The following is a 20,584-nucleotide window of genomic DNA, read 5'->3' on the forward strand; positions in this document are numbered from 1 at the left end:
ACCTTTCGATGACATGGGTAGCGCAGTCTATGGTTAAATAGCTGGACTTTCCATGCCGATATTTCGCAAAGATATGACTATTCGTCCAAATCTCTCGAAAATCCCGTCGCCCGCGCCCAAGGACCGCCCCGCCGATGGCGTCGATCCGCTCACCGAGATCCTGCTCGGCCTGCGGCTCGATGGTGTCGAGTACGCCCGCTACGTGCTCCATGAGCCCTGGGCGGTGGCCTTTCCGGCGCGGCGCGAAGCGACATTTCATTTCGTCGCCCAAGGCAGTTGCTGGATGCAGGTCGGCCAGGAAGACTGGCTGCAGCTCAATGCGGGCGATGCCGTCCTCTTGCCGCGTGGCTCTGCGCATGCGCTGGCCAGTGCACGTGCACTGCCTACGGTGGAAATCGGCAAGCTGGCGCGCAAGGCGGTAGCCGACAATCTCTTCCTGGTCGACGACAGCGCGCGGTTCGATGACGGTGCGCCCGCCATGGCGGCGCCCCCTTCGCACGTGGTGTTTTCCGGCACGCTGCGCTTCAACCTGGACCCGCTGCATCCGCTGCTGATGATGATGCCCGAGGCCATGCGCGCCTGCGACCTGGCCCAGCGCGACCCGGCGGTGCTGCCCCTGCTCGATGCGATGGAACGTGAAGTGGCGCTCAACCGCATCGGCGCCTGCGGCATCCTGGCGCGCCTGGCCGACGTGCTGGCCGCCAGCATCATCCGGGGCTGGGTGGAATGTGCCTGCAGCGACGCCAGCGGCTGGATTGCAGCGGTGCGCTGCCCGCAGGTGGGGCGCGTGCTGGCAGCGGTGCACCATCATCCGGAGCGCGACTGGTCGGTGGCCGAACTGGCCTCACTCATGGGGGCCTCGCGTTCCAGCTTCATCGAGAAATTCTCCGCCACCGTGGGCGAGACCCCGGCCAGGTACGTGGCGCGCGTGAAGATGTTCCAGGCGCGCCACTGGATCGCTCGCGACGGCTTGCGGGTGGCGGTGGTGGCCAGTCGGCTTGGCTACGATTCGGAAGCATCCTTCAGTCGCGCCTTCAAACGCATCATCGGCCATCCGCCCAGCAAGGCAGCGGCAAGCTGAAAGGCCCATGGCACGGGCGTTTTCGGCCCGGCATTGCACCTCCACAATGTTGCCTGGCGGGAGGTATGAAGTAGCTTTCATTTCTCCTCGTACGCGCCCATTCTGCTTCGCTGTGATTGACCACAGCAGGAGGCGCGCTGGCCGCGTTGCACGTTAGCGCTACGGCAGCGACTGGATGAACTGCGCCAGCTCACGCACGTAGAAGCGCGCCATACCGGTGGTGCCATGGCCGCGTGTCTCGGCGCTGGCCGGGATCAGCAGCAATTGCGCACCAGGCACTTCCTTCAAGGCGGCCTGCATGATGCCGGTCTCGGGCGGGTTGCGTTCATCGTCGGCGGAATTGATGGCCAGCACCGGGACCTTGATTTTCGGCAGGCCCGGCGCGGCGTTGTAGTCGGCCGACGACCCCCACTGGTAGATGAAATCATTGGCATCCGCCGTCACCGGCGCGGCCAGGCGATCGTCGACCAGCTTGTCGGCCTGGGCATGAGTACCGGCAATGGCCTGGTAGGCCAGCGTGCCGCCATTGGTGGCGAAGACGAACATGTTGTTGGCCAGACGCAGCGAGGGTGGCTGGGTGGTGTAGTTGCCCTGGTTCCAGGCCGGATCCTGTTTGATGGATTCCACCAGCATGCGCCGCATCATCCAGTTGCGGCTGGCCATTTCGGTGGGCTGGGCCGCCATCGGTACCAGGCCGTCCGCGAACCCGGGATAGGTGCCGCCCCAGAGCCAGGTCTGCATGCCGCCCATGGAATTGCCGATGATCAGGCGCAAATGCGTAATGCCCATGCCTTCGGTGAGCATGCGGTATTGCGCCAGCACCATGTCGTCATAGTTGTATTGCGGGAACGCGGCCCGCAGGCCATCGGAGGGCTTGGTCGACTTGCCCACACCGATGCCGTCGGGAATGATGATGAAGTACTTGCTGGCATCCAGCGGCTGGCCGGGGCCGAACAACTGGCCGCCAAAGTCCTTGGACAGCATCGCCCCGGCGCTCTGGTAGGTGCCGTGCAGCACCAGTACCGCCGGGTTGCTGCGCTCGCCCAGGGTGACGTAGTGCAGGCGCAGCTTATCCAGGGTCTGGCCGGTATGGAACTGGAAGCGCGGTGCCACCCATGTGCCTTCCACCGGCTTGGGCGGTTCGGCGGCGTGCAGCGATGCGGCACACAGCAAGAGACTGGCGGAGGTGAACAAAAGGCGGGCGGCCCGGCGCAGGCGGGAGGTCAGGATCATGAGGCTCTCTGGTCGGTTTGTCGTGGAAAAAACGTCGAATCGCCCTCTTCCCAAGGGCTGATACGGCGCAGGCCAGAGTATGTAACAACTGTAAGAGAACGTGTTGCAACTCGAATTTTTTCGAGACCGGGCTGGTCTATTGCCATACCCGCTCCCGCGCGCCGGCTCCCTTGGGGCAGCATGCGCGAGCCGGACCCTCATTCAACATTCAAGAACATCCGGAACACGTTTGAACCTTACGATCAGGAAAAAATCATGAAAACACTGCACAAGATCGCTGCCATTTCCTTCAGCGCCATCGCGCTGACCGCCATGACCGGCTGCAGCAACATGAGCACCCGCGACAAGAACACCGCCATCGGCGCCACCGTGGGTGCCGTGGGCGGCGCCATCCTGACCGGTGGCAGCGGCATCGGCACGGCGGGCGGTGCGGCCGTGGGCGGCATCATCGGCCATCAGATCGGCCATTGAGCCGACTGCGGACGGCACCAGCCCCTTGCAAGGGCGGTCTTCGGGCCGCCCTTGTTGCGTCTGGAGGGCCTACACCGCGAGGAAGCCCCCATCCACCGGCACCACCGCGCCGGTCAACATGGCGGCATCCGCCGACAGCAACATGGCAATGCTGCGGGCTACGTCTTCGGCGGAGGCGAAGCGTTGCAGCGGATGGCGCACCATCATCGGGGCCGACTTGGCCGGATCACTCCAGGCGGCCTCGGCCAGTTCGGTCAGGGTGATGGTCGGTGCCACCGCATTGACGCGGATGCCATGCGCGCCCAGTTCCTTGGCCAGCACCCGTGTCGCCCCTTCCAGGCCGGCCTTGGAAGCCGCGTAGCAGAGATGCTCGGCAAAGCCGCGATGGCCCGCAATGGAGGTGATGTTGACGATGGCCCCGCCCCCACCGGCTGCGATGCGGGCAAGGGCGAACGCCTGGCAGGTGATGAGGGCCGCGCGCAGGTTCACGCCCAGTACTGCCTCATAGGCGACATCGGTCATCTCGGTACTGGCTTGCAGCACGTTGATGCCGGCGCTGTTGATCAGGAAGTCGGCCGTGCCGGCCTCCTCCATGGCACGCCGCGCGGCGCTTGGGTCGGCCAGGTCGACCTGCACCGAACGTCCGCCGATTTCTTCGCGCAGGCTCTCCAGATCCGCCGCCGTACGTGACAACGCGATCACCTCTGCGCCACGCTGCGCCATCAGTCGCGCACAGGCACGGCCGATGCCCTTTCCGGCGCCGGTGATGATGACCGATGTTCCGGTAAATTCCATGTTCATTCCCTTCTTCAGTGAGTGGCCAGCAGCGGGGCCAGGCTGTCGCGCACCTCGCGCGCCAGTTGCTGGCTCTTGAGAAAGGCCTGATAACGGACTTCATGCAGGCGGCCGATGGCCTCACCCGCTGGTGTATTACGTCCGGCCACGCTGGACATGGCAGTCATGGCGGTCTTCAAGTCCAAGTAGCTGCCCGCCGCCACCGCCGCCAGCATGGCCGAACCCAGCAGCACCGGTTCAGGACAGGCGGTGACTTCCACCGGCAAGCCGGTGGCATCGGCCAGCAACTGGCGCGTCAGCGGATGGGTGCCGGCACCGCCCGAGACCGAGATGCTGGCGATACGCACGCCGCACACCGCCTGCGCCTCGATGATCTGGCGCAAGCCGTAGCCCAGGCTGCACAGCCCGGCTACGTAAAGCGCGACCAGGCTGTCGATGTCATGCTCCATGCCCAGCCCCAGCAGCAAGGCACGGGCCTGCGGATCCGCCAGGGGCGACCGGTTGCCGAGGAATTCCGGTACCACGTTGAGTTGCCCGGCCAGCCAGACCGCCTCGGCCGGATGCTGCACCTTGGCCAGCGCACGCGCGGCCAGCCATTGCGGCAAATCCATCCCGTCGGCACCGGCCAACTGGCGCGCCTCGGACGTAGCCGGATGCAGGGTCAGCAGATGATCGATGGCCGCACCAGCGGCGGACTGCCCGCCTTCGTTCAACCACATGCCGGGCGCCATGGCGTTGTAATACGGCCCCCACACGCCCGGCACGAAGACCGCTTCGGTATTGCTGGTCATGGTGCAAGACGAGGTGCCGAACACGTAGGCCATGCAGGTCGCCGCATCCCCGGCTCCTCCGCGTGCGGCCACCGTGCCCACGCCGCCGGCATGGGCGTCGATCAGCCCGGCCGCCACCGCGATGCCGGGGCGCAATTGCAGTTCCTGTGCAGCCTGAGCGGACAAGCCCCCGGCCAGCGCCGTACCCGGCCACACCACCTCCTGGCCGATGCGCGCAAAGCCTTCGTCGGCCAGATCGCCCAGGCCGATGCGATGGAAGTAGTCGGCATCCCAGCGTCCTTCGTGGGCCAGGTAGGTCCACTTGCAGGTCACGGTGCAGGACGAGCGCTGCAGCGAACCGGTGGCCTTCCAGGTCAGGAAATCGGTGAGATCGAAGAACTGCGCCGCGCCGTGATACACCCCGGGCAGGTGTTCCTTGAGCCAGAGCAGCTTGGGCGTTTCCATCTCCGGCGAAATCACGCCCCCCACATAGGACAGCACCGCATGCCCGCCCGTATTGATGCGCTGTGCCTGCTCCAGCGCGCGGTGATCCATCCACACGATGACGTCGCGTTCCGGATGCCCGGCATCGCCCACGCCGGCCGGTGCGCCCTGCACCACCAGCGAACAGGTGGCATCCACGCCGATGCCGGTAACGTCGGCCGCATTGATGCCGGCCTTGGCGACCGCCGCACGCACTGCATGGCAGACGGCCGCCCAGATTTGCGCACTGGATTGTTCGACGCGCGCGCGGCGCTCGTCGCGGAAGAGATCGATGTCATGCCGGGCGCTGGCGTACAGGGTGCCGTTGCGGTCGAACACACCGGCCCGGGCCGAGCCGGTGCCTACATCGATGCCGATCAGATAGGTCTCCATCTTTCCTCGCTGGTTGCTTGAACGAACCACCGTGCCACGTTCATTGCAGTCACACGCGGTCGAAATTGGTGGGCAACACCAGGATATCGCGGATGGTCACGTTGCGATTGCGGGTGAGCATGTACTCCACTGCATCGGCCACTTCGGAGGGCTCGATCAGGCTGCCGGATTGCTTGGCCTTGCGCAGGTTCTCTTCAGGCCAGTCGGCCAGCAGCGCCGAGATCACCGGGCCCGGCGAGACCTGCCCCACCCGCACGCCATGCGGGATCATCTGGCGCCGCATGGTCTGCACGAAGCAGGTGATGGCCCATTTGGAACCGGCATAGACCGGCTCCCAGTAAGTCGGGAAATGACCGGCCACCGAGCAGGTGACGATGATGTCGCCACTCTTGCGTTCCATCATGTGCGGTGCCACCGCATGCACGTTCTTCATCACGGCGTTGACGTTGAGGTTGAGCATCTTGTCGATGGCCTCGGGCGTGGTGTCCACCAGCTCGCCGCCGATGTAGGTGCCAGCATTGCAGTAGAGGATGTCAATGTGATCGACCTTCTTGAGGACCTCCGGCACCATCGCTGCACAACTGTCGGCATCCAGCAGATTGGTCACTTGCGGGATGGCCTGCGGCCCCAGGCGCGTGGCCAGTTCCTGCAGTGCCTTGGCATTCCAGTCCACCATCACCACCGTCACGCCATTGGCCAGCAATTTTTCGGTGGTGGCCAGGCCGATGCCGGAAGCGGCCCCGGTGATGACGGCGATCTTGCCTGCGAGGGATTGCGTCATGTTCTGTCTCCTTGTGAACAAAATTAAGTATGAAAAAAAGGAATGGAAATGCTCAACGCCATTCCCTGGCGATATAGATGGCCAGCAGGATGATCACGCCGCGAATGATGTCCTGCAGGTAGGGATTGATGCCCATCAGGTTCAGGCCGTTGTTGAGGATGCCCAGCAGCACCGCGCCGATCAGCGTGCCCACCACCAGGCCGCGCCCGCCGGCAATGGCGGTGCCGCCCAGCACCACGGCAGCAATCGCATCGAGCTCGAAGCCCACGCCCGCGTTGGGCTGGCCCGACATCAGGCGGCCCGTCAGGATGATCGCCGCCACGCCCGAGGTAAACCCGGAAATCGCATACACGGCCAGCTTAATGCGCGTGGTCTTCACGCCCGACAGGCGCGCGGCCATTTCATTGCCGCCAATGGCATAGACATGGCGGCCGAAGGGCGTGCGCTGCAGCAGCACCCAGGCCAGTGCATAGACCACCAGCATCAGGATCACCGGCACCGGGATCATGCCGATGCGGCCTACGCCGAACCACGCGATCCAGCCCGGCAACCCGGAGATCGGATAGCCACCCGAATAGATCAGCCCCACCCCGCGCGCCACGCCCATGGTGGCCAGCGTGACGATGATGGCTGGCATGCGCCCCCAGGCCACCAGCGCACCGTTGAGCAAACCTATCCCCACGGCCAGCGCCACGCCGGCCAGCAATGCCATCGGTGCCGGCCAGCCGCTGTTGACGATCAGCCCGGCCGAGAGCGTGCCGGCCAGCGCCATGGCCGCGCCGACCGACAGATCAATGCCGCCGGTGAGGATCACGAAAGTCATGCCCACGGCCAGGATGGCAACGATGGAGACCTGGCGCAGCACGTTGAGCCAGTTGGAGACCGTAAAGAAATTGTCCGAGGCCAGGCCCATCAACAGCGAGACCACCACCAGGCCGGCCAGCGGCAGCGCCAGCGGCGAATGAATGAAAGCGCGCCAGCGCGCCTGGGAAGCGCTGCGAACGGGGGCGGTGCCGAGGGTGTTTGCGTCATGCTGCATGGTGGAGTCTCCCGGTGGTGGCATGGGTCATGATCTCTTCAGCGGTCACAGCCGCGCCTTCGACGGTGGCGACGATGCCGCCGCCCTTGAAGACGCACGCCCGGTCGGACATGCCGACCACCTCCGGCAACTCGGAAGAAATCATGATGATGGAATAGCCCTGCGCGGTGAATTCGCGCATGAGCTGGTAAATCTCGGCCTTGGCGCCGACGTCAATGCCGCGCGTGGGCTCATCGAAGATCAGCACCTGCATGTTGTGATTGATCCAGCGCGCAATCACCACCTTCTGCTGGTTGCCGCCGGAGAGCGTATCGACGCGGGCATGCGCATCCGGCGCCTTCACGCGCACGCGCTGCATGGCGATGCGGGTGGCCTCGTCTTCGCGGCGGCGGTCCAGGAACACACCGCCCGCGCGATACTTGCCGTAGTTGTTCAGCGAGATGTTGTGCAGGATCGGAAAGCTGGTGATGAGCCCTTGCTCCTTGCGGCTTTCCGGCAGCAGGCCGATGCCCGCCTGCAGGGCTTGCGCCGGATCGGCAAAGCGCAGCGGCACCCCGCGCATGGTGAGCTTGCACTGCACCGAGGGATGCGCGCCCAGCATGGCCAGTACGGTCTCGGTACGGCCCGAGCCGACCAGGCCGGCAAAGCCCAGGATCTCGCCGCGCCGCAACTGGAAACGCGATACCGGGCCGTGGCGCTTCAACTGCAATGCCTGCACCTCCAGCACGACTTCACTGGCGGGCGCTGTCGCAGGTTTGGGCGGGAAGCAGTTCTCGATGCGACGGCCCACCATCATCTCCACCAGCCGTGACTGGTCCACCTCGGCCACGGCACAAGTACCGATCCAGGCGCCATCGCGCAGCACGGTGATGCGGTCGCAGATCTCGAAGATTTCTTCCAGATGATGCGAGATGAAGATGATCGCCACACCCTGCGCACGCAAGCCGCGCATGACCTTGAACAGGTGCTCCACTTCGCCCGGTGTCAGTGTGGCGGTCGGTTCATCCAGCACCAGGATGCGGGCATCGAGTGCCAGCGCCTTGGCGATCTCGACGAACTGCTGCTGCGCCACCGAGAGCTTGCAGACCGGCACGTCCAAGGGAATCTCCACGCCCAGCTGGGCGATGATCTGCGCCGCACGGCGCCGCATGGCAGCCCGCTGCAGCAGGCCGAAGGAACTGCGCAGCTCGCGTGCCAGGAACATGTTGTCCACCGCATCCAGATAGGGGATCAGCGAAAATTCCTGGAACACCACGCCCACACCGGCAGCGATGGCCTGGTGATAGCTGTCGAAGCGACAGGCCTGGCCGTCGATGCGGATCTCGCCGGCATCGGGTGTGACGATGCCGCACAGGATTTTCATCAGCGTGGACTTGCCCGCGCCGTTCTCGCCCAGCAGCGCGTGGACTTCACCGGCCCGCACGTCCAGATCGACACCGCGCAGCACTGTCACCGGGCCGAAGTTCTTCTTGATACCAGTCAGTTGGAGCATGGCTGCCTCCATCGAGGGAAAGGAAGGCGCGGCAACGTTGGCTGCCGCGCCGGCGGCTTACCAGCTGAAGCCGGCCGCGTTCTTCTTGGTCACCGGCATGACGTCGATGGGCACTTCCTTGGGCACCACGCGGGCGCCCCACTTCTTGGCCAGCGCCATGGCCAGGCCCACGCGCACCTGGTCACGCGGGAACTGCGCCGTGGTCTCGATGAAAGGGCCGCCATCGGCGATGGCCTTGATGGCTTCGGGCGCACCATCTACCGAGGTCAGCTTGATGTCCTTGCCGCTGCCCTGGATGGCCGCCAGCGCGCCCATCGCACCGCCGTCATTGACGGAGAAGATGCCCTTCAGGTTGGGACGCGACTGGATCATGTTCTCCACCACGCCCAACGCCACCGAGCGGTCCTGACGGCCGTTCTGGGTGGCCACCAGCTTGATGTCCTTGTACTCGCCCAGGGCCTGCTTGCAGCCTTCCACGCGCTGCAGGATGGGCACCACGGGAATGCCGTCGAGGATGGCCACTTCCCCCTTGCCGCCGATGGCATCGGCCAGGGCGCGGCAGGATTGATAACCGGCATCCTTGTTCTTGGAACCGACGAACATGTCCACCGGACCCGAGGCATTGGCATCGACCGCCACCACGATCACATTGCGCGCCTTGGCCGCCTTGACGGCTGCTTCCACGCCGGCCGAGTCGGTCGGGTTGATGAGCAGGATGTCGATGTTCTGCTGCAGCATGTCTTCGATGTCGGCGATCTGCTTGGCCACGTTATGGGCCGCATCGGTGACGATGACCTTGGCGCCGAAGGATCTGGCGGCCTCATCCAGGGCCTTCTTCATCGAAACGAAATACGGGTTGTTCATTTCCTGGAAGCTCATGCCGATCTTGAGCTTGGACAGTTCCTGGGCGCTTGCCGGGGCAGCGGCCAGCGCCGCCACGGTGGCGGCCGACAGGGCCAGTGCGGTCAGTGCTTTCTTCATTGCAGTCTCCATTGTTGTTGGTCGTGTACTTGATGATGAAATTGCGCGTTGCGGGATGACAGGCAACACCTGTCCTGTTCCGGAAAGCGGGGGCTTTCCTGAATGCGTTTTCCCGGATCAGGGAAATGATTTAAATAATTTTTCTGAAGCGGCCGCGACTATCCGGTGGCGGCAAAGAGGCCGTTGCTGGCAAAGGTGTTGCGGAATTCCGAGGGCGACATGCCCTTGATCTTGTGAAAGTGCCGGTTGAAATTGGAGAGATTGGAAAACCCGGTCTCGTAGCAGATGTCGGTGATGCGCGCCTGCGGCTTGTTGAGCAGGGCCAGGCAGGCCAGGTCCACGCGCAGCTGGTTCTTGTAGCGCACCAGGGTGGTTCCGGTATGACGCTTGAAGGCGCGCGAAAAGGTGCTCAGGTTCTGGCCCACCATGTCGGCCAGGTCCTGTTCGGCGATGTCGTCGGTGAGGTGTTCACGCAGATAGGCGATGGCGCGGTTGAGACCACTGCTGTTCACGCCCGAGAGGTCGAGCTTGTAGGACAGGCTGGCCAGCACTTCCGGTTCGGGTGAATTGGCCAGCACGTCGAGGATTTCCCAAAACAGGGCCAGGCGCTTCAAGCCACGCTGGTCGATCAGGCGCTGCATCAGCGGCCGCACCGTGTCGCTGGTGGCGGCATCGAACAGCAGGCCGCGATGGCTGCGTTCCAGCAGCGGCATGATGGCTTCCATCTCGGGGATGCTGGCGGCGCACTGGTCCACCAGTTGCTCGGGGAACTGGATCACCAGCGAACGCACCGGCACCACTTCATCGCGGCCGATGTCGGAAATCCAGTTCTGCGGAAGATTGGGGCCGGTCATCACCAGCTGGCCGGGCGCAAAGTCGCCGATGTGGTCGCCGACGTAGAAACGTCCCGAGGTCGCCACCACGAGGTGGATCTCGTATTCCGGATGGTAGTGCCAGCGCACGGTACGGAAGGGGTAGCCGTGCATCCATGCCGCGAAGGATTCACCCTTGCGGATATGGACCAGTTCCAGGTCGGGCTGCATCGTGTCTCCTCTCAGCCGAGAGCATTTTCCTTGTTGAATCTGCCCATTCGTTGTGGGCAGTTTTCGTCATGTGCTGCATCTTAGTGCCCGTCTGGCTGCGGCTTCTACATCACCAGCGAAGAAGGACTGATACTTTTTTGCGCGTCAAGGCAACGAGAATGAAATACGATGCACAGCAGCAAAACGGCCCTGCCGTGCAGAGCCGTCTTGACTGCAGAGCTGGGCGTATTTCAGGGATTACAGCGAGCGCATCAGCCCGCCATCGACGCGGATGTTCTGGCCGGTGATGTAGCCGGCGCCGCTGGAGGCCAGGAAGGCGATGGTCGCGGCCACTTCCTCGCTGGTGCCGTAGCGCTGCATGGGCACGCCGGCGCGGCGTTCCTCGCGCTGCGGCAGGCTGTCGATCCAGCCCGGCAGGACGTTGTTGATGCGGATGTTCTCGGGCGCGTACTTGTCGGCGAAGAGCTTGGTGAACGCCGCCAGGCCGGCGCGAAAGACGGCCGAGGTCGGGAACATGTCGGAGGGTTCGAAGGCCCAGGCCGAGGAAATGTTGATGATGGCTCCGCCGCCCTGCGCCTGCATCAGCGGGGTGACCAGGCGCGTGGGACGGATCACGTTGAGCAGGTAGGTATCCATGCCGCGATGCCAGTCTTCATCGGTGATGTCGAGGATGGGTGCGCGCGGACCATGGCCGGCGCTGTTGACCAGCACATCTACGCGGCCCCAGCGGGCCACGGCCTGGTCCACCAATTTCTGCAGGTCGTCTGCCGACTGGTTCGAACCGGTCACGCCGAGGCCGCCCAGCTCGGCGGCCAGCGCCTCGCCACGGCCGGAGGAAGAGAGGATGCCGACCTGGAAGCCATCGGCGGCCAGGCGGCGCGCGGCAGCGGCGCCCATGCCGCTGCCGGCGGCGGTGATCAGGGCTACTTGGGTGCTCATGGAAACTCCTTGTGGATAAGTGATCTTGCCGTGCGGAAAACCCGGGCCGGCGCAGACCGCGATTGTAGGCCTTGCGGGCGGTGCTTGCAGAGAGCGCCGGACAGGGAATTTGTCATTTCCCTGTTGCATTTCTGGGGCATCATCGCGCACCATTGCGCAGCCCGCTCCTAACGTTATCCCCAGACCGTACCGGAAGTCCCATGCAAATCATCGCCAACATCAATCTCGATTCCCTGCTCGATACCTTCATCAGCCTGACCGCCGCCTTCGTGCTGGGCGGCCTGATCGGGCTGGAACGCCAGTACCGCCAACGTACCGCCGGCCTGCGCACCAATGTGCTGGTGGCCCTGGGCGCGGCCGTCTTCGTCGACATGGCCAACCGCATGGGCGGGCATGACGGTGCGGTGCATGTGGTGGCCTACGTGGTGTCGGGGGTCGGTTTCCTGGGGGCGGGCGTGATCATGCGCGAGGAAGGCAACGTGCGCGGCATCAACACGGCGGCCACCTTGTGGGGGTCGGCGGCGGTAGGGGCGGCGGCCGGCGCGGACCTGATCCTGGAAGCGATCCTGGCCACCATCTTCGTGCTGGCCGCCAATACGCTGCTGCGCCCGGTGGTCAACACCATCAACCGCAAGCCGCTGGATGTGCCGTCGGTGGAAGTGACCAACACCATCCACCTGATCGTGGAGAGCGCGCACCAGAAGAGCGTGCTCAGCGCCGTCACCGACATGCTGGAGCAGAGCCGCCACCCCACGCACGATCTGGACGTGCGTCCCTTTACGGACGACGAAGTGGAAATCGAAGCCACCCTGGCCGCTACCTCGGTGGATGGCGATGAGCTCGATGGCCTGGTGGAACGCCTGCTGGCCTTGCCGGCGGTGAAGCAGGCGTTCTGGAGTCCGAGTACGACCGATTGAGGCCAGCCGGCAGCGCCTGCGTCATCAGTACGTGGGCGCCCTGAACTTCCCCCGCAACCACTTCACCGGCCCGCCAATGACCGGCAGCTTCTGCCAGAGCTCTTCGGCCGCATCCCAGTAATCGCGGTGCTCGGTCACCAGTCCCGCTTCGTCGAAGCGGAAATGCGTCGCCCCCAGCACCGTATAGAAACGCCCCTTGAAACGGAACTCGAAACGCCAGGTGGCAAAGGCCTGCCCGCCCTGCCCCATGCGTTCGAGGATCACGAAGCGCGGATCTTCCGTGGTCTCGAACATGTGCGCAAAGATGGCGCGGATGGAACGCAGGCCCTTGATGTCGTTGAAGGGATCCTTGAACAAGGCCTCCGGCGCATAGAATTCGCCAATGCGTTCCAGGCTGCCGCGATCCAGTGCCCCATACCAGTCCAGCAATCGGTCCAGGTGCTGCATGATCAGTTCAGCAAAAAGCGTTGGAACAGCATGAAGCGCAGCCGGAACGGCAGCAACCGCAGGATCTTCAGCCAGGCCGTGAAGCGCAGTGGGAAATGGATCTCGAAGCGGCCCTCGGCGATCCCGCGCCAGATGGCCGTGGCCGCCTGCTGCGGGGTCTGGATGGCCGGCATGGCAAAGTCGTTCTTGTCGGTCAGGTCGGTCTTCACGAAACCGGGATTGACCAGGTAGACGTTCAAACCCTTGGGCCGCAAATCGCTGTAAAGAATTTCCGCCAGATTGATCAGCGCGGCCTTGCCGGGACCATACACGGTCGCGCCCGGCAGGCCGACATAACCGGCCACGCTGGCCACCAGCGCAATCCCGCCGCTGCCGCGCGCCAGCATGTCGGGCAGCGCCGCGCCCAATGCCGAATAGACGCTGGCGACGTTGGTGCGCAAGGTGTGTTCGGCCTCGTCTTCCTGCACTTCCCAGCTGCGCTCAGGACGATACTTGGCCGCGCAGAACACCAGCAGGTCGACGCCACCAAACGCCTCCACGATGCGGGCGTGCTGGTCGCGCCAGGCATCATGACAGAGCACGTCCAGCGGCGCGATGAAGGCATTCTTGTGGGCCGCTGCCACCTCCTGCAGCACGTCGGCGCGGCGCGCCGAGAGCGCCACGCGGGCGCCGGCCTGCAGGGCCTGGCGCGCCAGCTCGGCACCGATGCCGCTGGAGGCGCCGACCAGCCAGATGCGCAGGCCACGCAGGTCGCTGACCGGTTGGTTCATGGGGCCGAACAGTACGGCCGGACGCGAGATCGGTGCGCGCTTCTCGTTAGCCTCAGCGGCCTCGCCGGCCTCCTTCGGCAACGGTTTGATATGGGTGTTCATACACCCTCCTTGCGGAAGAACAGCGTGACCTGGCCCACTTCCACACCGAACTTGCTCATGCTGGTGCGATTGATGAGGGTGCGCTCGTCCATCTGGTACATCCAGTCATCCATCTGGACTTCGTACTGCTTGTCGTTGACCGGTAGCAGCAGCGTGTAATTCCAGTGCAGGGCATTGCCGGCCGTCTGGCCAATGGCCTCGCCGATGACGTCACCGGCACGTCCGCGCCAGCTGTTGTCGCTCTGACGCACCAGCGTCCAGACACGGGTCTGGGTCTCGCCATCGTCATAGCGGAAACGCTCGTCCAGCGTGAGCGTATTGCCCTCCACGGTGCCGGTCACGACCACGTGGAAACGCCGCGCCACTTCACCGCCGCGCTTCTGGAACATGCCCCAGGCTTCGGTGCGCCCCTTGAAGAACACGGCCGGATCGAACACCGGCGTCTTGGCGGCGTAGTCCGACAATTGCTGCGAGGCGCAGCCACCCAGCACCAGCGCCAGCAGCGCCAGTCCCATCCAGTGCCACAGACGCGCGGGCAGGCCCGGCCGCTTCAGCTTGGCATCCATGACTCACTCCTTGTGCAAGAGGAATTGCACCACGTCGATCTGGCCTTCATCGAAGCCGACTTCGCAGAACACGTAATACAGCTGCCACAGGCGACGGAAGCGTTCATCAAAACCTTGCGCGGCGATGCTTTCGCGCTGGGCCTGGAAGGCATCGTTCCAGCGGCGCAACGTCTCGGCATAGTCGCGGCCGAAGTGGAAACGGTCACGCGTGGACAACCCGGCCCGCTGGGCGCCGCGCGAGAAGCGTTCATGGCTGGGCAACATGCCGCCGGGGAAGATGAATTCGCGGATGAAGTCGGCACTGTCGCGATAGCGTTCGAACACGGCTTCGTCAATCGTGATCGACTGGATCAGGGCGCGGCCATTGGTTTTCAGGCGTGCCGAGACGGTATCGAAATACGTCTGCCAGAAGCGCTCGCCGACGGCTTCGAACATCTCGATGGAAACGATGGCATCGTATTGTCCATCCAGGTCGCGGTAGTCGCACAGTTCCAGATGCGCCAGGTGATCGAGCTGCTGGCGGCGCATGCGCTCCTGGCCGAAGGCCAGCTGCGAGGGCGAGATCGTCACGCCATGCACACGGATGCCCAGGCGCGCCGCATGTTCGGCAAAGCCGCCCCAGCCGCAGCCGATCTCCAGCACGCGGTCACCGGCGCGCAGACCGAGCTGGTCGACGATGCGCTGGTACTTGGCGGCCTGGGCCGAGGCCAGGCTCTGGCCGGGTTCGCTGAAGATGGCCGAGGAATAAGTCATCGTCGGGTCCAGCCACAGGCGATAGAAATCATTGCCCAGGTCGTAATGCGCGTGGATGTTGCGGCGGCTGCCGCTGCGCGTGTTGGAGCGCAGCAGATGGCGCAGGCGATACCACCACGAGGCCAGGCGGCCCCCTTCGACGGCACCGGACAGCCTGGCACGGTTGCGCATCGCCAGGCGCAGCAGCGCAGCCAGGTCGGGGGTGTCGACCCAGCCATTGCCATAGGCTTCACCGAAACCGATGTCGCCGGCGCGCAGGATGGCGCCGCAGGCGCGCCAGTCGTGGATGCGCAGTTGCGCACTGGGCGGCTGGCGCAGATCGCCGAAGGTCAGCGTGGTGCCATGGGGCGTGATCAGTTCGAGGTGGCCGTGGTTGAGGCGCTCCAGCAACGCCAGGAACAGGCGCGCCGAAATCGGTCCGGCGCGGCGGCCGGTAGTCTGCAATGCGGGGCTGCGGTTCACGATAGGGTTTCCTTTCCAGAAGTAGGGCCTGCGGCGGCGCTGCGCTCGGGCTTGCTGAACCAGGGCACACGCTTGCGCCACAACAGCAAGGCTTGCCAGTGGATACGGGCGACCACCCCCAGCGTGAGCAGCGGTTGCGCACACAGCGCGGCCAAGGCCGAGGCCGCCGTCAGGGGATACAGATGGCCACCGATGGAGGTGCGCATGAGGGGTTGCAAGCCCTGCGTCACCTCGGCCGGGTGACCGTGGTCGTAATAGTCGATGCCGACGAAGGCGGTGTCTGCCCGTGCATCTGCATCGCCGCGCCGGGCATGGTCGCGAAAGCGGAAACGATAGAAACCGCGCACTTCGCAGAAGGGCGAGACGTGCATCAGCTTGTTGCAGACCAGCCGCGTGTGCTCATCGATGACACCCTGTGCGGGGGCCGACAGCAGGTAGTGCTGGGTCTGGCCAAAGGTGTTGTTGACCTCGGCCAGCACGGCACGCAGATGGCCCTCACCGTCATGGCAGAGGAAGAAACTCACCGGATTGAAGACGAAGCCGAACAGGCGCGGAAAAGTCTGCAGCCAGATCGCACCATCGTGCGGCAGCCCGGCCTGTTGCAGATGCCCGCGCACCCAGTGCGCCAGGCCGCTGCCGTCACGCGGGCCATAGTCACGGGTGCGCACGCACATCAGGCGGCGACGGTCCACGCCGAACCAGGCATTGCAGGCCTGGTCCAGTCGCGCCAGGTCCAGCCGCACGCAGAACACCGGATAGACGAACTTGTGCAGCACCGGACGCAGGCGCTGGTGCATCACCTGTCCGCGCAAGAGCAGCGCAGGGGCATCGGTGCGCGAGGGTAGCGAGGTGTTCATAGGGTGGCCCAATGCGGCGTCACGCCGAAGTCCTTGATCACGCGCAGGGCCGATTTCAGGCCGTCTTCATGGAAGCCGTAGCCGGTCCACGCACCGGCAAACCAGGCGCGATGCTGGCCCTGGATCTCGGGCAGGCGGCGCTGGGCATCGATGGCCGGCTGGTCGAAGACCGGATGCTCGTAATCGAAACGGCCCATCACGGTGGCCGGATCGGGCGGCTGCGGCGGATTCAGCGTGAGGATGATGTCGGTGTTGCAGGGCAGGTCCTGCAGACGATTGAGCCAGTAGCTCACGCACACGGCGCGGCTGCCATCGCTGTGGCGCGAGCCGAGGTAATTCCAGGCCGACCATACTTTATCCAGGCGGGGCATGAGCGACACGTCGCTGTGCAGCCAGGCCGTATTGGCCTGGTAGCGCACGGCCGAGAGCACCTGATGTTCTGCGATGGTGGCGTCCTGCAACAGGGCCAGGGTCTGCGGTGCATGCGTGGCGAAGACCACGGCATCGAACTGTTCCTCGCGCGGTGTGGTGCCGCCGCTGCGCACCAGCACGCCGCGCTCGTTGCGGGTGACGCTGGTGAGTCGGCTGCCCAGCCGCACATCATCGAGCGTGGCCGCGATGCGGCGCACGTATTCACGCGAACCGCCGCGCACGGTACGCCAGCGCGGGCGGTTGTTGACCTGCAGCAGGCCGTGGTTGATGCAGAAGCGCAGGAAGGTCGCCGCCGGGAAGTCCAGGATATCGGAAGGCGAACTGGACCAGATGGCCGCTGCCATCGGAATCAGATAGGCATCACTGAACAAGGCACCATAGCCACCCTCCTTCAACAACTGGCGCAGGCTGACCGGACGCCCTTCACAGGCGGCCAGGTTGGCGTGCGCCGCGCCGTTGAAGCGCAGGATGTCACGCAGCATGCCCAGGAAGGACGGCTGCAGCAGGCGCTTGCGCTGGGCGAAGACGGTATCGAGATTGGTGCCGGCCCATTCGAAGGTTCCCTCGTCCATCGACACGCCAAAGGACATGTCGGTGTCGTAGGTCTCCACCTTCAGTTCGTCGAACAGCGCAATCAGGTTGGGATAGGTCCAGTCGTTGAAGACCAGGAAGCCCGTATCGACCGGGAAAGGCACGCCCTCCGGTGCGATCTCCACGGTATTGGCATGGCCGCCCAGCGTTGGCGCGGACTCGAACAGCACCACCTGATGCTTGCGCGCCAGCAGGTAAGCGCTGGCCAGCCCGGAAATACCGGCGCCGATGACGGCGATGCGCTGGCCCGTGCCCTGCTCGATGGCTGCTTCGCTTGGATTCATGAAAACTTGCCCGCCTATGTCTTTGTTATTGAAGTTCCGCCGTTGCCAGCCCATGGGAATGTTTCCCTACCCTGCTGGCCCGTGCCGCTTTGGTGACCGGGGCGGCGCCTGCTGCGGGGCGATAAATGGCCTCCGGCGCCGCTTATTTGCTACTCATCCTTGATTTAGGTGCTAAGATTACTACCAAAGAAAAATAAAATCTACTAATTAGTAACTTAAACTACCAATGAGTATTTTCGGCAAACTGAGCTTCAAGGACCAAGCCTTCAAATTACGGGAGAACGCCATCCTGGATGCGGCCACGTCAGTACTGGGCAGCAAGGGCTATGACCTGATGACCATGGACGACGTGGCCGGTGCGGTGGGGATTTCCAAACCCAGCCTGTACAAGCATTTCAAGTCCAAGGAAGAGCTGATCGGCGAGACCATGCTGCGCCTCATCGATGGCGCCATCGACCAGCTGGCGCAGCTCGATCACATCACCAGCCCGCGCGGCAAGCTGGAAGCCATGCTGGAATGGGCACTGCGGGTGCGGCTGGAGGGCGGACTGCCCTTCCTGCCCTCCACCAGCGCGCACGTGCGCGAGATGCTCATGCGCAACGTCAAATACGTCATGCGCGTGTTGAAGCTCAACGGGCAGCTGGAAAAACTGGTGAAGGAAGCGCAGAAGACGGGCGAGCTCGATGCCGACCTGCCCAGTGATGTGGTGTTGTACAGCTACTACGCACGCACCTGTGACCCGGCGGTGGATTACCTGCAGAAGTTCAGCAAGATGGACACGGAAGAGATCGTGAAGTACATGCTGCACGTGTCCTTCAACGGCTTCACGCGCTGAGGGCACTGGCCGCCGCGCTCAACGGCGGCGCCGGCCCTCCCCCCTGGCTCAGGCCAGGTCATAGCAGCGGGCGGCCGTGCCGCCCCAGAGCTGCTCCTGTTCCGATGCGGACAGGCGCGTTTCGGCCCACTCGCGCACCACCGCCGCCACCGTGGCATAGGAGGTGGCCAGCAGGCACACCGGCCAGTCCGAGCCGAACATCAGGCGTTGCGGGCCGAAGGCTTCCAGTGCCGTATCCAGGCACAGGGCAATATTGTCGTAATCCTTCTGTCGCAGTCCGCGCAGCCAATCGGCCTCGGTCACCAGCCCCGACAACTTGCAGGCCACATGCGGCATGGCGGCCAGTGAGCGCAACTGGCGCTTCCAGCTGGTGAAGACACTTTCATTTCGCCCGAAATCCGCGAGGGCTGGCTTGCCCAGGTGATCCAGCACCAGCCAGTGACGGTCATGGCGCGCGCAGAAGGCCTGCACCTCCGGCATCTGCTTCGCGTAGATCAGCACGTCATAGACCAGGCCCTGCTGCTGCAGCCACTTGATGCCGGCATTGAAGGCCGGCGCCTCGACGAAGGCCGTGACGTCGGTTTCATCCTGGATCTGATGACGAAAGCCCAGCAGCTTGTCCCGTCCCCACTGCGCCACGTTGGCCGCCAGATGCGGGGAAGACAAATCTTCCCAGCCCACCACGCCGGCAATGCGGCGATCACTGCGCGCCAGATCCAGCAGGAAACCGGTCTCTTCACGTCCGGCGCGGGCCTGTACGGCAATGGAAGCCTGCAGCCCTTCGGCGGCCAGCACCGGATGCAGCTGCCCCGGCAGGCGATCGCAGGCCAGCAGTTCCATGCCCTTGGCAATCCACGGATAGTCTTCGGCGCGATAGCGCCAGAAATGCTGATGAGCATCGATACGCAGGGGCTTCATGGCGAATTCTGAGGAGGGAGAAGGAGAAAGAGAAAGAGATGCTCATGCATCCCTTAGTTTTTTGTGAGCAAAAACTTAGAAACCGCGACCATGAAACTTAGGTTTCCCCGGCAGCGCCGGGGAAACCTGACACCGATCAGTCGTACAGGACGGCTGCGATCTTGGGATCGTCGATGTTGCTCTTGTCGTACCAGTAGAAGCCGGTATCGATGACCTTGGGCAACTTCTCGCCCTTGATCGCCTTGACAGCCGCTTCCACGGTCTTGTAGCCGATGCCCACCGGGTTCTGGGTGATGGCGCCGGACATCACGCCTTCACGGATGGCATCCTTCTGCTGCTTGCCGGAGTCATAGCCGATGATGATGATCTTGCGCTTCATTTCCCGGACGCCATTGACCACGCCGATGGCCGACCCTTCGTTGGTGCCGAAGATGCCCTTGATCTTGGGATAGGCCTGCAGGATGGACTTGGTGACTTCGGTGGACTTCAACTGGTCGCCCGCACCATATTGCACGCTGACCACCTTGATCTTGGGATAGACGGCCTTGATGCGCTCCAGGAAGCCATCGCGGCGGTCCACGCCGGTACGGCTGGTCTGGTCGTGGGCGACCACGGCGACTTCGCCTTCCTTGCCGATGAGCTCAGCCATCTTGTCGGCCGCCAGGGCAGCGGCAGCGCGGTTGTCGGTGGTGGCGGTGGTGACGGGGATGTCGCTGTCCACGCCCGAGTCAAAGGCCACCACCGGGATCTTGGCGGCCTGTGCCTTCTTCAGCAGCGGGATGGCAGCCTTGCTGTCCAGGGCGGCAAAGCCGATGGCCTGCGGCTTCTTGGCCAGGGCGGCGGAGAGCATGTCGATCTGCTTGTCGACCATGGCTTCGGTTTCCGGACCTTCGAAGGTGACCTTGACCTTCAGATCGCGGCCGGCCTGGTCGGCACCGGCTTTGACAGCCTGCCAGAACTGGTGCTGGAAGCCCTTGGAAATGAGCGGCACATACACTTCCTGTGCGTGCGCGGCCGAAGTGCCGACGGCGAAGGCCAGACCCAGGGCAGCGGCCAGTAACTTGTTCTTGAACACGGTACGTCTCCTTTTGTTATCGATGATGGAGTGCCGGAAATGGCGCTTCCGGCGGGGCTTGCATTGCAACTTCT

General features: G+C 64.2%; 21 protein-coding genes. 4 read left to right on the forward strand and 17 right to left on the reverse strand.

What is annotated here, in order from left to right; translation table 11 throughout:
• Positions 1 to 73: 73 nt before the first annotated feature.
• Positions 74 to 1,081, forward strand: coding sequence for an AraC family transcriptional regulator (locus ACVC5H_RS20775; RefSeq protein WP_489619627.1), 1,008 nt, complete (start codon positions 74 to 76; stop codon positions 1,079 to 1,081).
• A gap of 159 nt (positions 1,082 to 1,240) precedes the next feature.
• Here ACVC5H_RS20775 and ACVC5H_RS20780 read toward each other — a convergent pair whose 3' ends face one another.
• A complete protein-coding gene (locus ACVC5H_RS20780) occupies positions 1,241 to 2,314 on the reverse strand; it encodes an alpha/beta fold hydrolase (RefSeq protein ID WP_489619628.1) in 1,074 nt (357 codons plus the stop codon).
• A gap of 255 nt (positions 2,315 to 2,569) precedes the next feature.
• Between ACVC5H_RS20780 and ACVC5H_RS20785 the strand changes: the two genes are divergently transcribed.
• Positions 2,570 to 2,785 carry a YMGG-like glycine zipper-containing protein gene (locus ACVC5H_RS20785; RefSeq protein WP_489619629.1) on the forward strand — a complete coding sequence of 72 codons (216 nt, stop codon included), beginning with the start codon at positions 2,570 to 2,572 and terminating at the stop codon, positions 2,783 to 2,785.
• 69 nt (positions 2,786 to 2,854) lie between these two features.
• On the opposite strand, the gene ACVC5H_RS20790 is transcribed toward ACVC5H_RS20785, so the two are convergent.
• The 8 genes from ACVC5H_RS20790 to ACVC5H_RS20825 form a co-directional block, all read right to left on the reverse strand.
• Complete coding sequence (locus ACVC5H_RS20790) at positions 2,855 to 3,580, reverse strand: SDR family oxidoreductase (RefSeq protein ID WP_489619630.1); 726 nt, start codon at positions 3,578 to 3,580, stop codon at positions 2,855 to 2,857.
• A gap of 14 nt (positions 3,581 to 3,594) precedes the next feature.
• Positions 3,595 to 5,226, reverse strand: coding sequence for an FGGY-family carbohydrate kinase (locus tag ACVC5H_RS20795; RefSeq protein WP_489619631.1), 1,632 nt, complete (start codon positions 5,224 to 5,226; stop codon positions 3,595 to 3,597).
• Positions 5,227 to 5,275: 49 nt separating this feature from the next.
• Positions 5,276 to 6,007 carry an SDR family oxidoreductase gene (locus ACVC5H_RS20800; RefSeq protein WP_489619632.1) on the reverse strand — a complete coding sequence of 244 codons (732 nt, stop codon included), beginning with the start codon at positions 6,005 to 6,007 and terminating at the stop codon, positions 5,276 to 5,278.
• A gap of 52 nt (positions 6,008 to 6,059) precedes the next feature.
• Positions 6,060 to 7,046: an ABC transporter permease gene (locus ACVC5H_RS20805; protein ID WP_489619633.1), complete on the reverse strand. Its 987-nt coding sequence runs from the start codon at positions 7,044 to 7,046 to the stop codon at positions 6,060 to 6,062.
• Complete coding sequence (locus ACVC5H_RS20810; protein WP_489619634.1) at positions 7,036 to 8,538, reverse strand: sugar ABC transporter ATP-binding protein; 1,503 nt, start codon at positions 8,536 to 8,538, stop codon at positions 7,036 to 7,038. Before ACVC5H_RS20810 ends, ACVC5H_RS20805 begins: the two co-directional genes overlap by 11 nt.
• Before the next feature lie 57 nt (positions 8,539 to 8,595).
• Positions 8,596 to 9,519, reverse strand: coding sequence for an ABC transporter substrate-binding protein (locus tag ACVC5H_RS20815; RefSeq protein WP_489619635.1), 924 nt, complete (start codon positions 9,517 to 9,519; stop codon positions 8,596 to 8,598).
• 158 nt (positions 9,520 to 9,677) lie between these two features.
• On the reverse strand, positions 9,678 to 10,562 hold the full coding sequence (locus tag ACVC5H_RS20820) for a helix-turn-helix domain-containing protein (RefSeq protein ID WP_489619636.1): 885 nt from the start codon (positions 10,560 to 10,562) through the stop codon (positions 9,678 to 9,680).
• 237 nt (positions 10,563 to 10,799) lie between these two features.
• Positions 10,800 to 11,501 (reverse strand): SDR family oxidoreductase, encoded by a 702-nt coding sequence (locus ACVC5H_RS20825; RefSeq protein WP_489619637.1) that lies wholly within the window; start codon positions 11,499 to 11,501, stop codon positions 10,800 to 10,802.
• A 200-nt stretch (positions 11,502 to 11,701) separates the two neighbouring features.
• Between ACVC5H_RS20825 and ACVC5H_RS20830 the strand changes: the two genes are divergently transcribed.
• Positions 11,702 to 12,418 (forward strand): MgtC/SapB family protein, encoded by a 717-nt coding sequence (locus ACVC5H_RS20830; RefSeq protein WP_489619638.1) that lies wholly within the window; start codon positions 11,702 to 11,704, stop codon positions 12,416 to 12,418.
• 24 nt (positions 12,419 to 12,442) lie between these two features.
• Here the strand turns inward: ACVC5H_RS20830 and ACVC5H_RS20835 are convergent, their stop codons facing one another.
• Genes ACVC5H_RS20835 through ACVC5H_RS20860 form a run of 6 tightly spaced genes read right to left on the reverse strand, consistent with a single transcriptional unit; the run spans position 12,443 to position 17,682 of the window.
• Entirely contained in the window at positions 12,443 to 12,865 is a 423-nt protein-coding gene (locus tag ACVC5H_RS20835) for a nuclear transport factor 2 family protein (protein WP_489619639.1), read from the reverse strand.
• 2 nt (positions 12,866 to 12,867) lie between these two features.
• Positions 12,868 to 13,737: an SDR family NAD(P)-dependent oxidoreductase gene (locus ACVC5H_RS20840; RefSeq protein WP_489619640.1), complete on the reverse strand. Its 870-nt coding sequence runs from the start codon at positions 13,735 to 13,737 to the stop codon at positions 12,868 to 12,870.
• Positions 13,734 to 14,303 carry a DUF3833 domain-containing protein gene (locus ACVC5H_RS20845; protein WP_489619641.1) on the reverse strand — a complete coding sequence of 190 codons (570 nt, stop codon included), beginning with the start codon at positions 14,301 to 14,303 and terminating at the stop codon, positions 13,734 to 13,736. Before ACVC5H_RS20845 ends, ACVC5H_RS20840 begins: the two co-directional genes overlap by 4 nt.
• A 3-nt stretch (positions 14,304 to 14,306) precedes the next feature.
• Positions 14,307 to 15,518, reverse strand: a complete 1,212-nt coding sequence (locus ACVC5H_RS20850) for a class I SAM-dependent methyltransferase (protein WP_489619642.1) — start codon at positions 15,516 to 15,518, stop codon at positions 14,307 to 14,309.
• The gene (locus ACVC5H_RS20855) at positions 15,515 to 16,375 is read right to left on the reverse strand and encodes a DUF1365 domain-containing protein (protein ID WP_489619643.1); all 861 of its coding nucleotides are present in this window, start codon (positions 16,373 to 16,375) and stop codon (positions 15,515 to 15,517) included. Before ACVC5H_RS20855 ends, ACVC5H_RS20850 begins: the two co-directional genes overlap by 4 nt.
• Positions 16,372 to 17,682 carry an NAD(P)/FAD-dependent oxidoreductase gene (locus ACVC5H_RS20860; RefSeq protein WP_489619644.1) on the reverse strand — a complete coding sequence of 437 codons (1,311 nt, stop codon included), beginning with the start codon at positions 17,680 to 17,682 and terminating at the stop codon, positions 16,372 to 16,374. Before ACVC5H_RS20860 ends, ACVC5H_RS20855 begins: the two co-directional genes overlap by 4 nt.
• Before the next feature lie 226 nt (positions 17,683 to 17,908).
• Between ACVC5H_RS20860 and ACVC5H_RS20865 the strand changes: the two genes are divergently transcribed.
• Positions 17,909 to 18,517 carry a TetR/AcrR family transcriptional regulator gene (locus ACVC5H_RS20865; protein ID WP_489619645.1) on the forward strand — a complete coding sequence of 203 codons (609 nt, stop codon included), beginning with the start codon at positions 17,909 to 17,911 and terminating at the stop codon, positions 18,515 to 18,517.
• Positions 18,518 to 18,565: 48 nt separating this feature from the next.
• On the opposite strand, the gene ACVC5H_RS20870 is transcribed toward ACVC5H_RS20865, so the two are convergent.
• Together ACVC5H_RS20870 and ACVC5H_RS20875 are read right to left on the reverse strand one after the other, a co-directional pair.
• A complete protein-coding gene (locus ACVC5H_RS20870; RefSeq protein ID WP_489619646.1) occupies positions 18,566 to 19,435 on the reverse strand; it encodes an L-fucono-1,5-lactonase in 870 nt (289 codons plus the stop codon).
• 136 nt (positions 19,436 to 19,571) lie between these two features.
• Entirely contained in the window at positions 19,572 to 20,510 is a 939-nt protein-coding gene (locus ACVC5H_RS20875) for an ABC transporter substrate-binding protein (protein ID WP_489619647.1), read from the reverse strand.
• Between the last annotated feature and the right edge of the window lie 74 nt (positions 20,511 to 20,584).

The organism is Herbaspirillum sp. Her3 (assembly GCF_057961275.1).

What these genes read in the sequence shown, in the direction of transcription:
- ACVC5H_RS20865 (WP_489619645.1), top strand. Translation starts at nt 17,909, where the DNA reads ATGAGTATTTTCGGCAAACTGAGCTTCAAGGACCAAGCCTTCAAATTA.
- ACVC5H_RS20830 (WP_489619638.1), top strand. Translation starts at nt 11,702, where the DNA reads ATGCAAATCATCGCCAACATCAATCTCGATTCCCTGCTCGATACCTTC.
- ACVC5H_RS20775 (WP_489619627.1), top strand. Translation starts at nt 74, where the DNA reads ATGACTATTCGTCCAAATCTCTCGAAAATCCCGTCGCCCGCGCCCAAG.
- ACVC5H_RS20815 (WP_489619635.1), bottom strand. Translation starts at nt 9,519, where the DNA reads ATGAAGAAAGCACTGACCGCACTGGCCCTGTCGGCCGCCACCGTGGCG.
- ACVC5H_RS20785 (WP_489619629.1), top strand. Translation starts at nt 2,570, where the DNA reads ATGAAAACACTGCACAAGATCGCTGCCATTTCCTTCAGCGCCATCGCG.
- ACVC5H_RS20840 (WP_489619640.1), bottom strand. Translation starts at nt 13,737, where the DNA reads ATGAACACCCATATCAAACCGTTGCCGAAGGAGGCCGGCGAGGCCGCT.
- ACVC5H_RS20845 (WP_489619641.1), bottom strand. Translation starts at nt 14,303, where the DNA reads ATGGATGCCAAGCTGAAGCGGCCGGGCCTGCCCGCGCGTCTGTGGCAC.
- ACVC5H_RS20835 (WP_489619639.1), bottom strand. Translation starts at nt 12,865, where the DNA reads ATGCAGCACCTGGACCGATTGCTGGACTGGTATGGGGCACTGGATCGC.
- ACVC5H_RS20860 (WP_489619644.1), bottom strand. Translation starts at nt 17,682, where the DNA reads ATGAATCCAAGCGAAGCAGCCATCGAGCAGGGCACGGGCCAGCGCATC.
- ACVC5H_RS20795 (WP_489619631.1), bottom strand. Translation starts at nt 5,226, where the DNA reads ATGGAGACCTATCTGATCGGCATCGATGTAGGCACCGGCTCGGCCCGG.
- ACVC5H_RS20805 (WP_489619633.1), bottom strand. Translation starts at nt 7,046, where the DNA reads ATGCAGCATGACGCAAACACCCTCGGCACCGCCCCCGTTCGCAGCGCT.
- ACVC5H_RS20800 (WP_489619632.1), bottom strand. Translation starts at nt 6,007, where the DNA reads ATGACGCAATCCCTCGCAGGCAAGATCGCCGTCATCACCGGGGCCGCT.
- ACVC5H_RS20780 (WP_489619628.1), bottom strand. Translation starts at nt 2,314, where the DNA reads ATGATCCTGACCTCCCGCCTGCGCCGGGCCGCCCGCCTTTTGTTCACC.
- ACVC5H_RS20810 (WP_489619634.1), bottom strand. Translation starts at nt 8,538, where the DNA reads ATGCTCCAACTGACTGGTATCAAGAAGAACTTCGGCCCGGTGACAGTG.
- ACVC5H_RS20825 (WP_489619637.1), bottom strand. Translation starts at nt 11,501, where the DNA reads ATGAGCACCCAAGTAGCCCTGATCACCGCCGCCGGCAGCGGCATGGGC.
- ACVC5H_RS20855 (WP_489619643.1), bottom strand. Translation starts at nt 16,375, where the DNA reads ATGAACACCTCGCTACCCTCGCGCACCGATGCCCCTGCGCTGCTCTTG.
- ACVC5H_RS20790 (WP_489619630.1), bottom strand. Translation starts at nt 3,580, where the DNA reads ATGGAATTTACCGGAACATCGGTCATCATCACCGGCGCCGGAAAGGGC.
- ACVC5H_RS20820 (WP_489619636.1), bottom strand. Translation starts at nt 10,562, where the DNA reads ATGCAGCCCGACCTGGAACTGGTCCATATCCGCAAGGGTGAATCCTTC.
- ACVC5H_RS20870 (WP_489619646.1), bottom strand. Translation starts at nt 19,435, where the DNA reads ATGAAGCCCCTGCGTATCGATGCTCATCAGCATTTCTGGCGCTATCGC.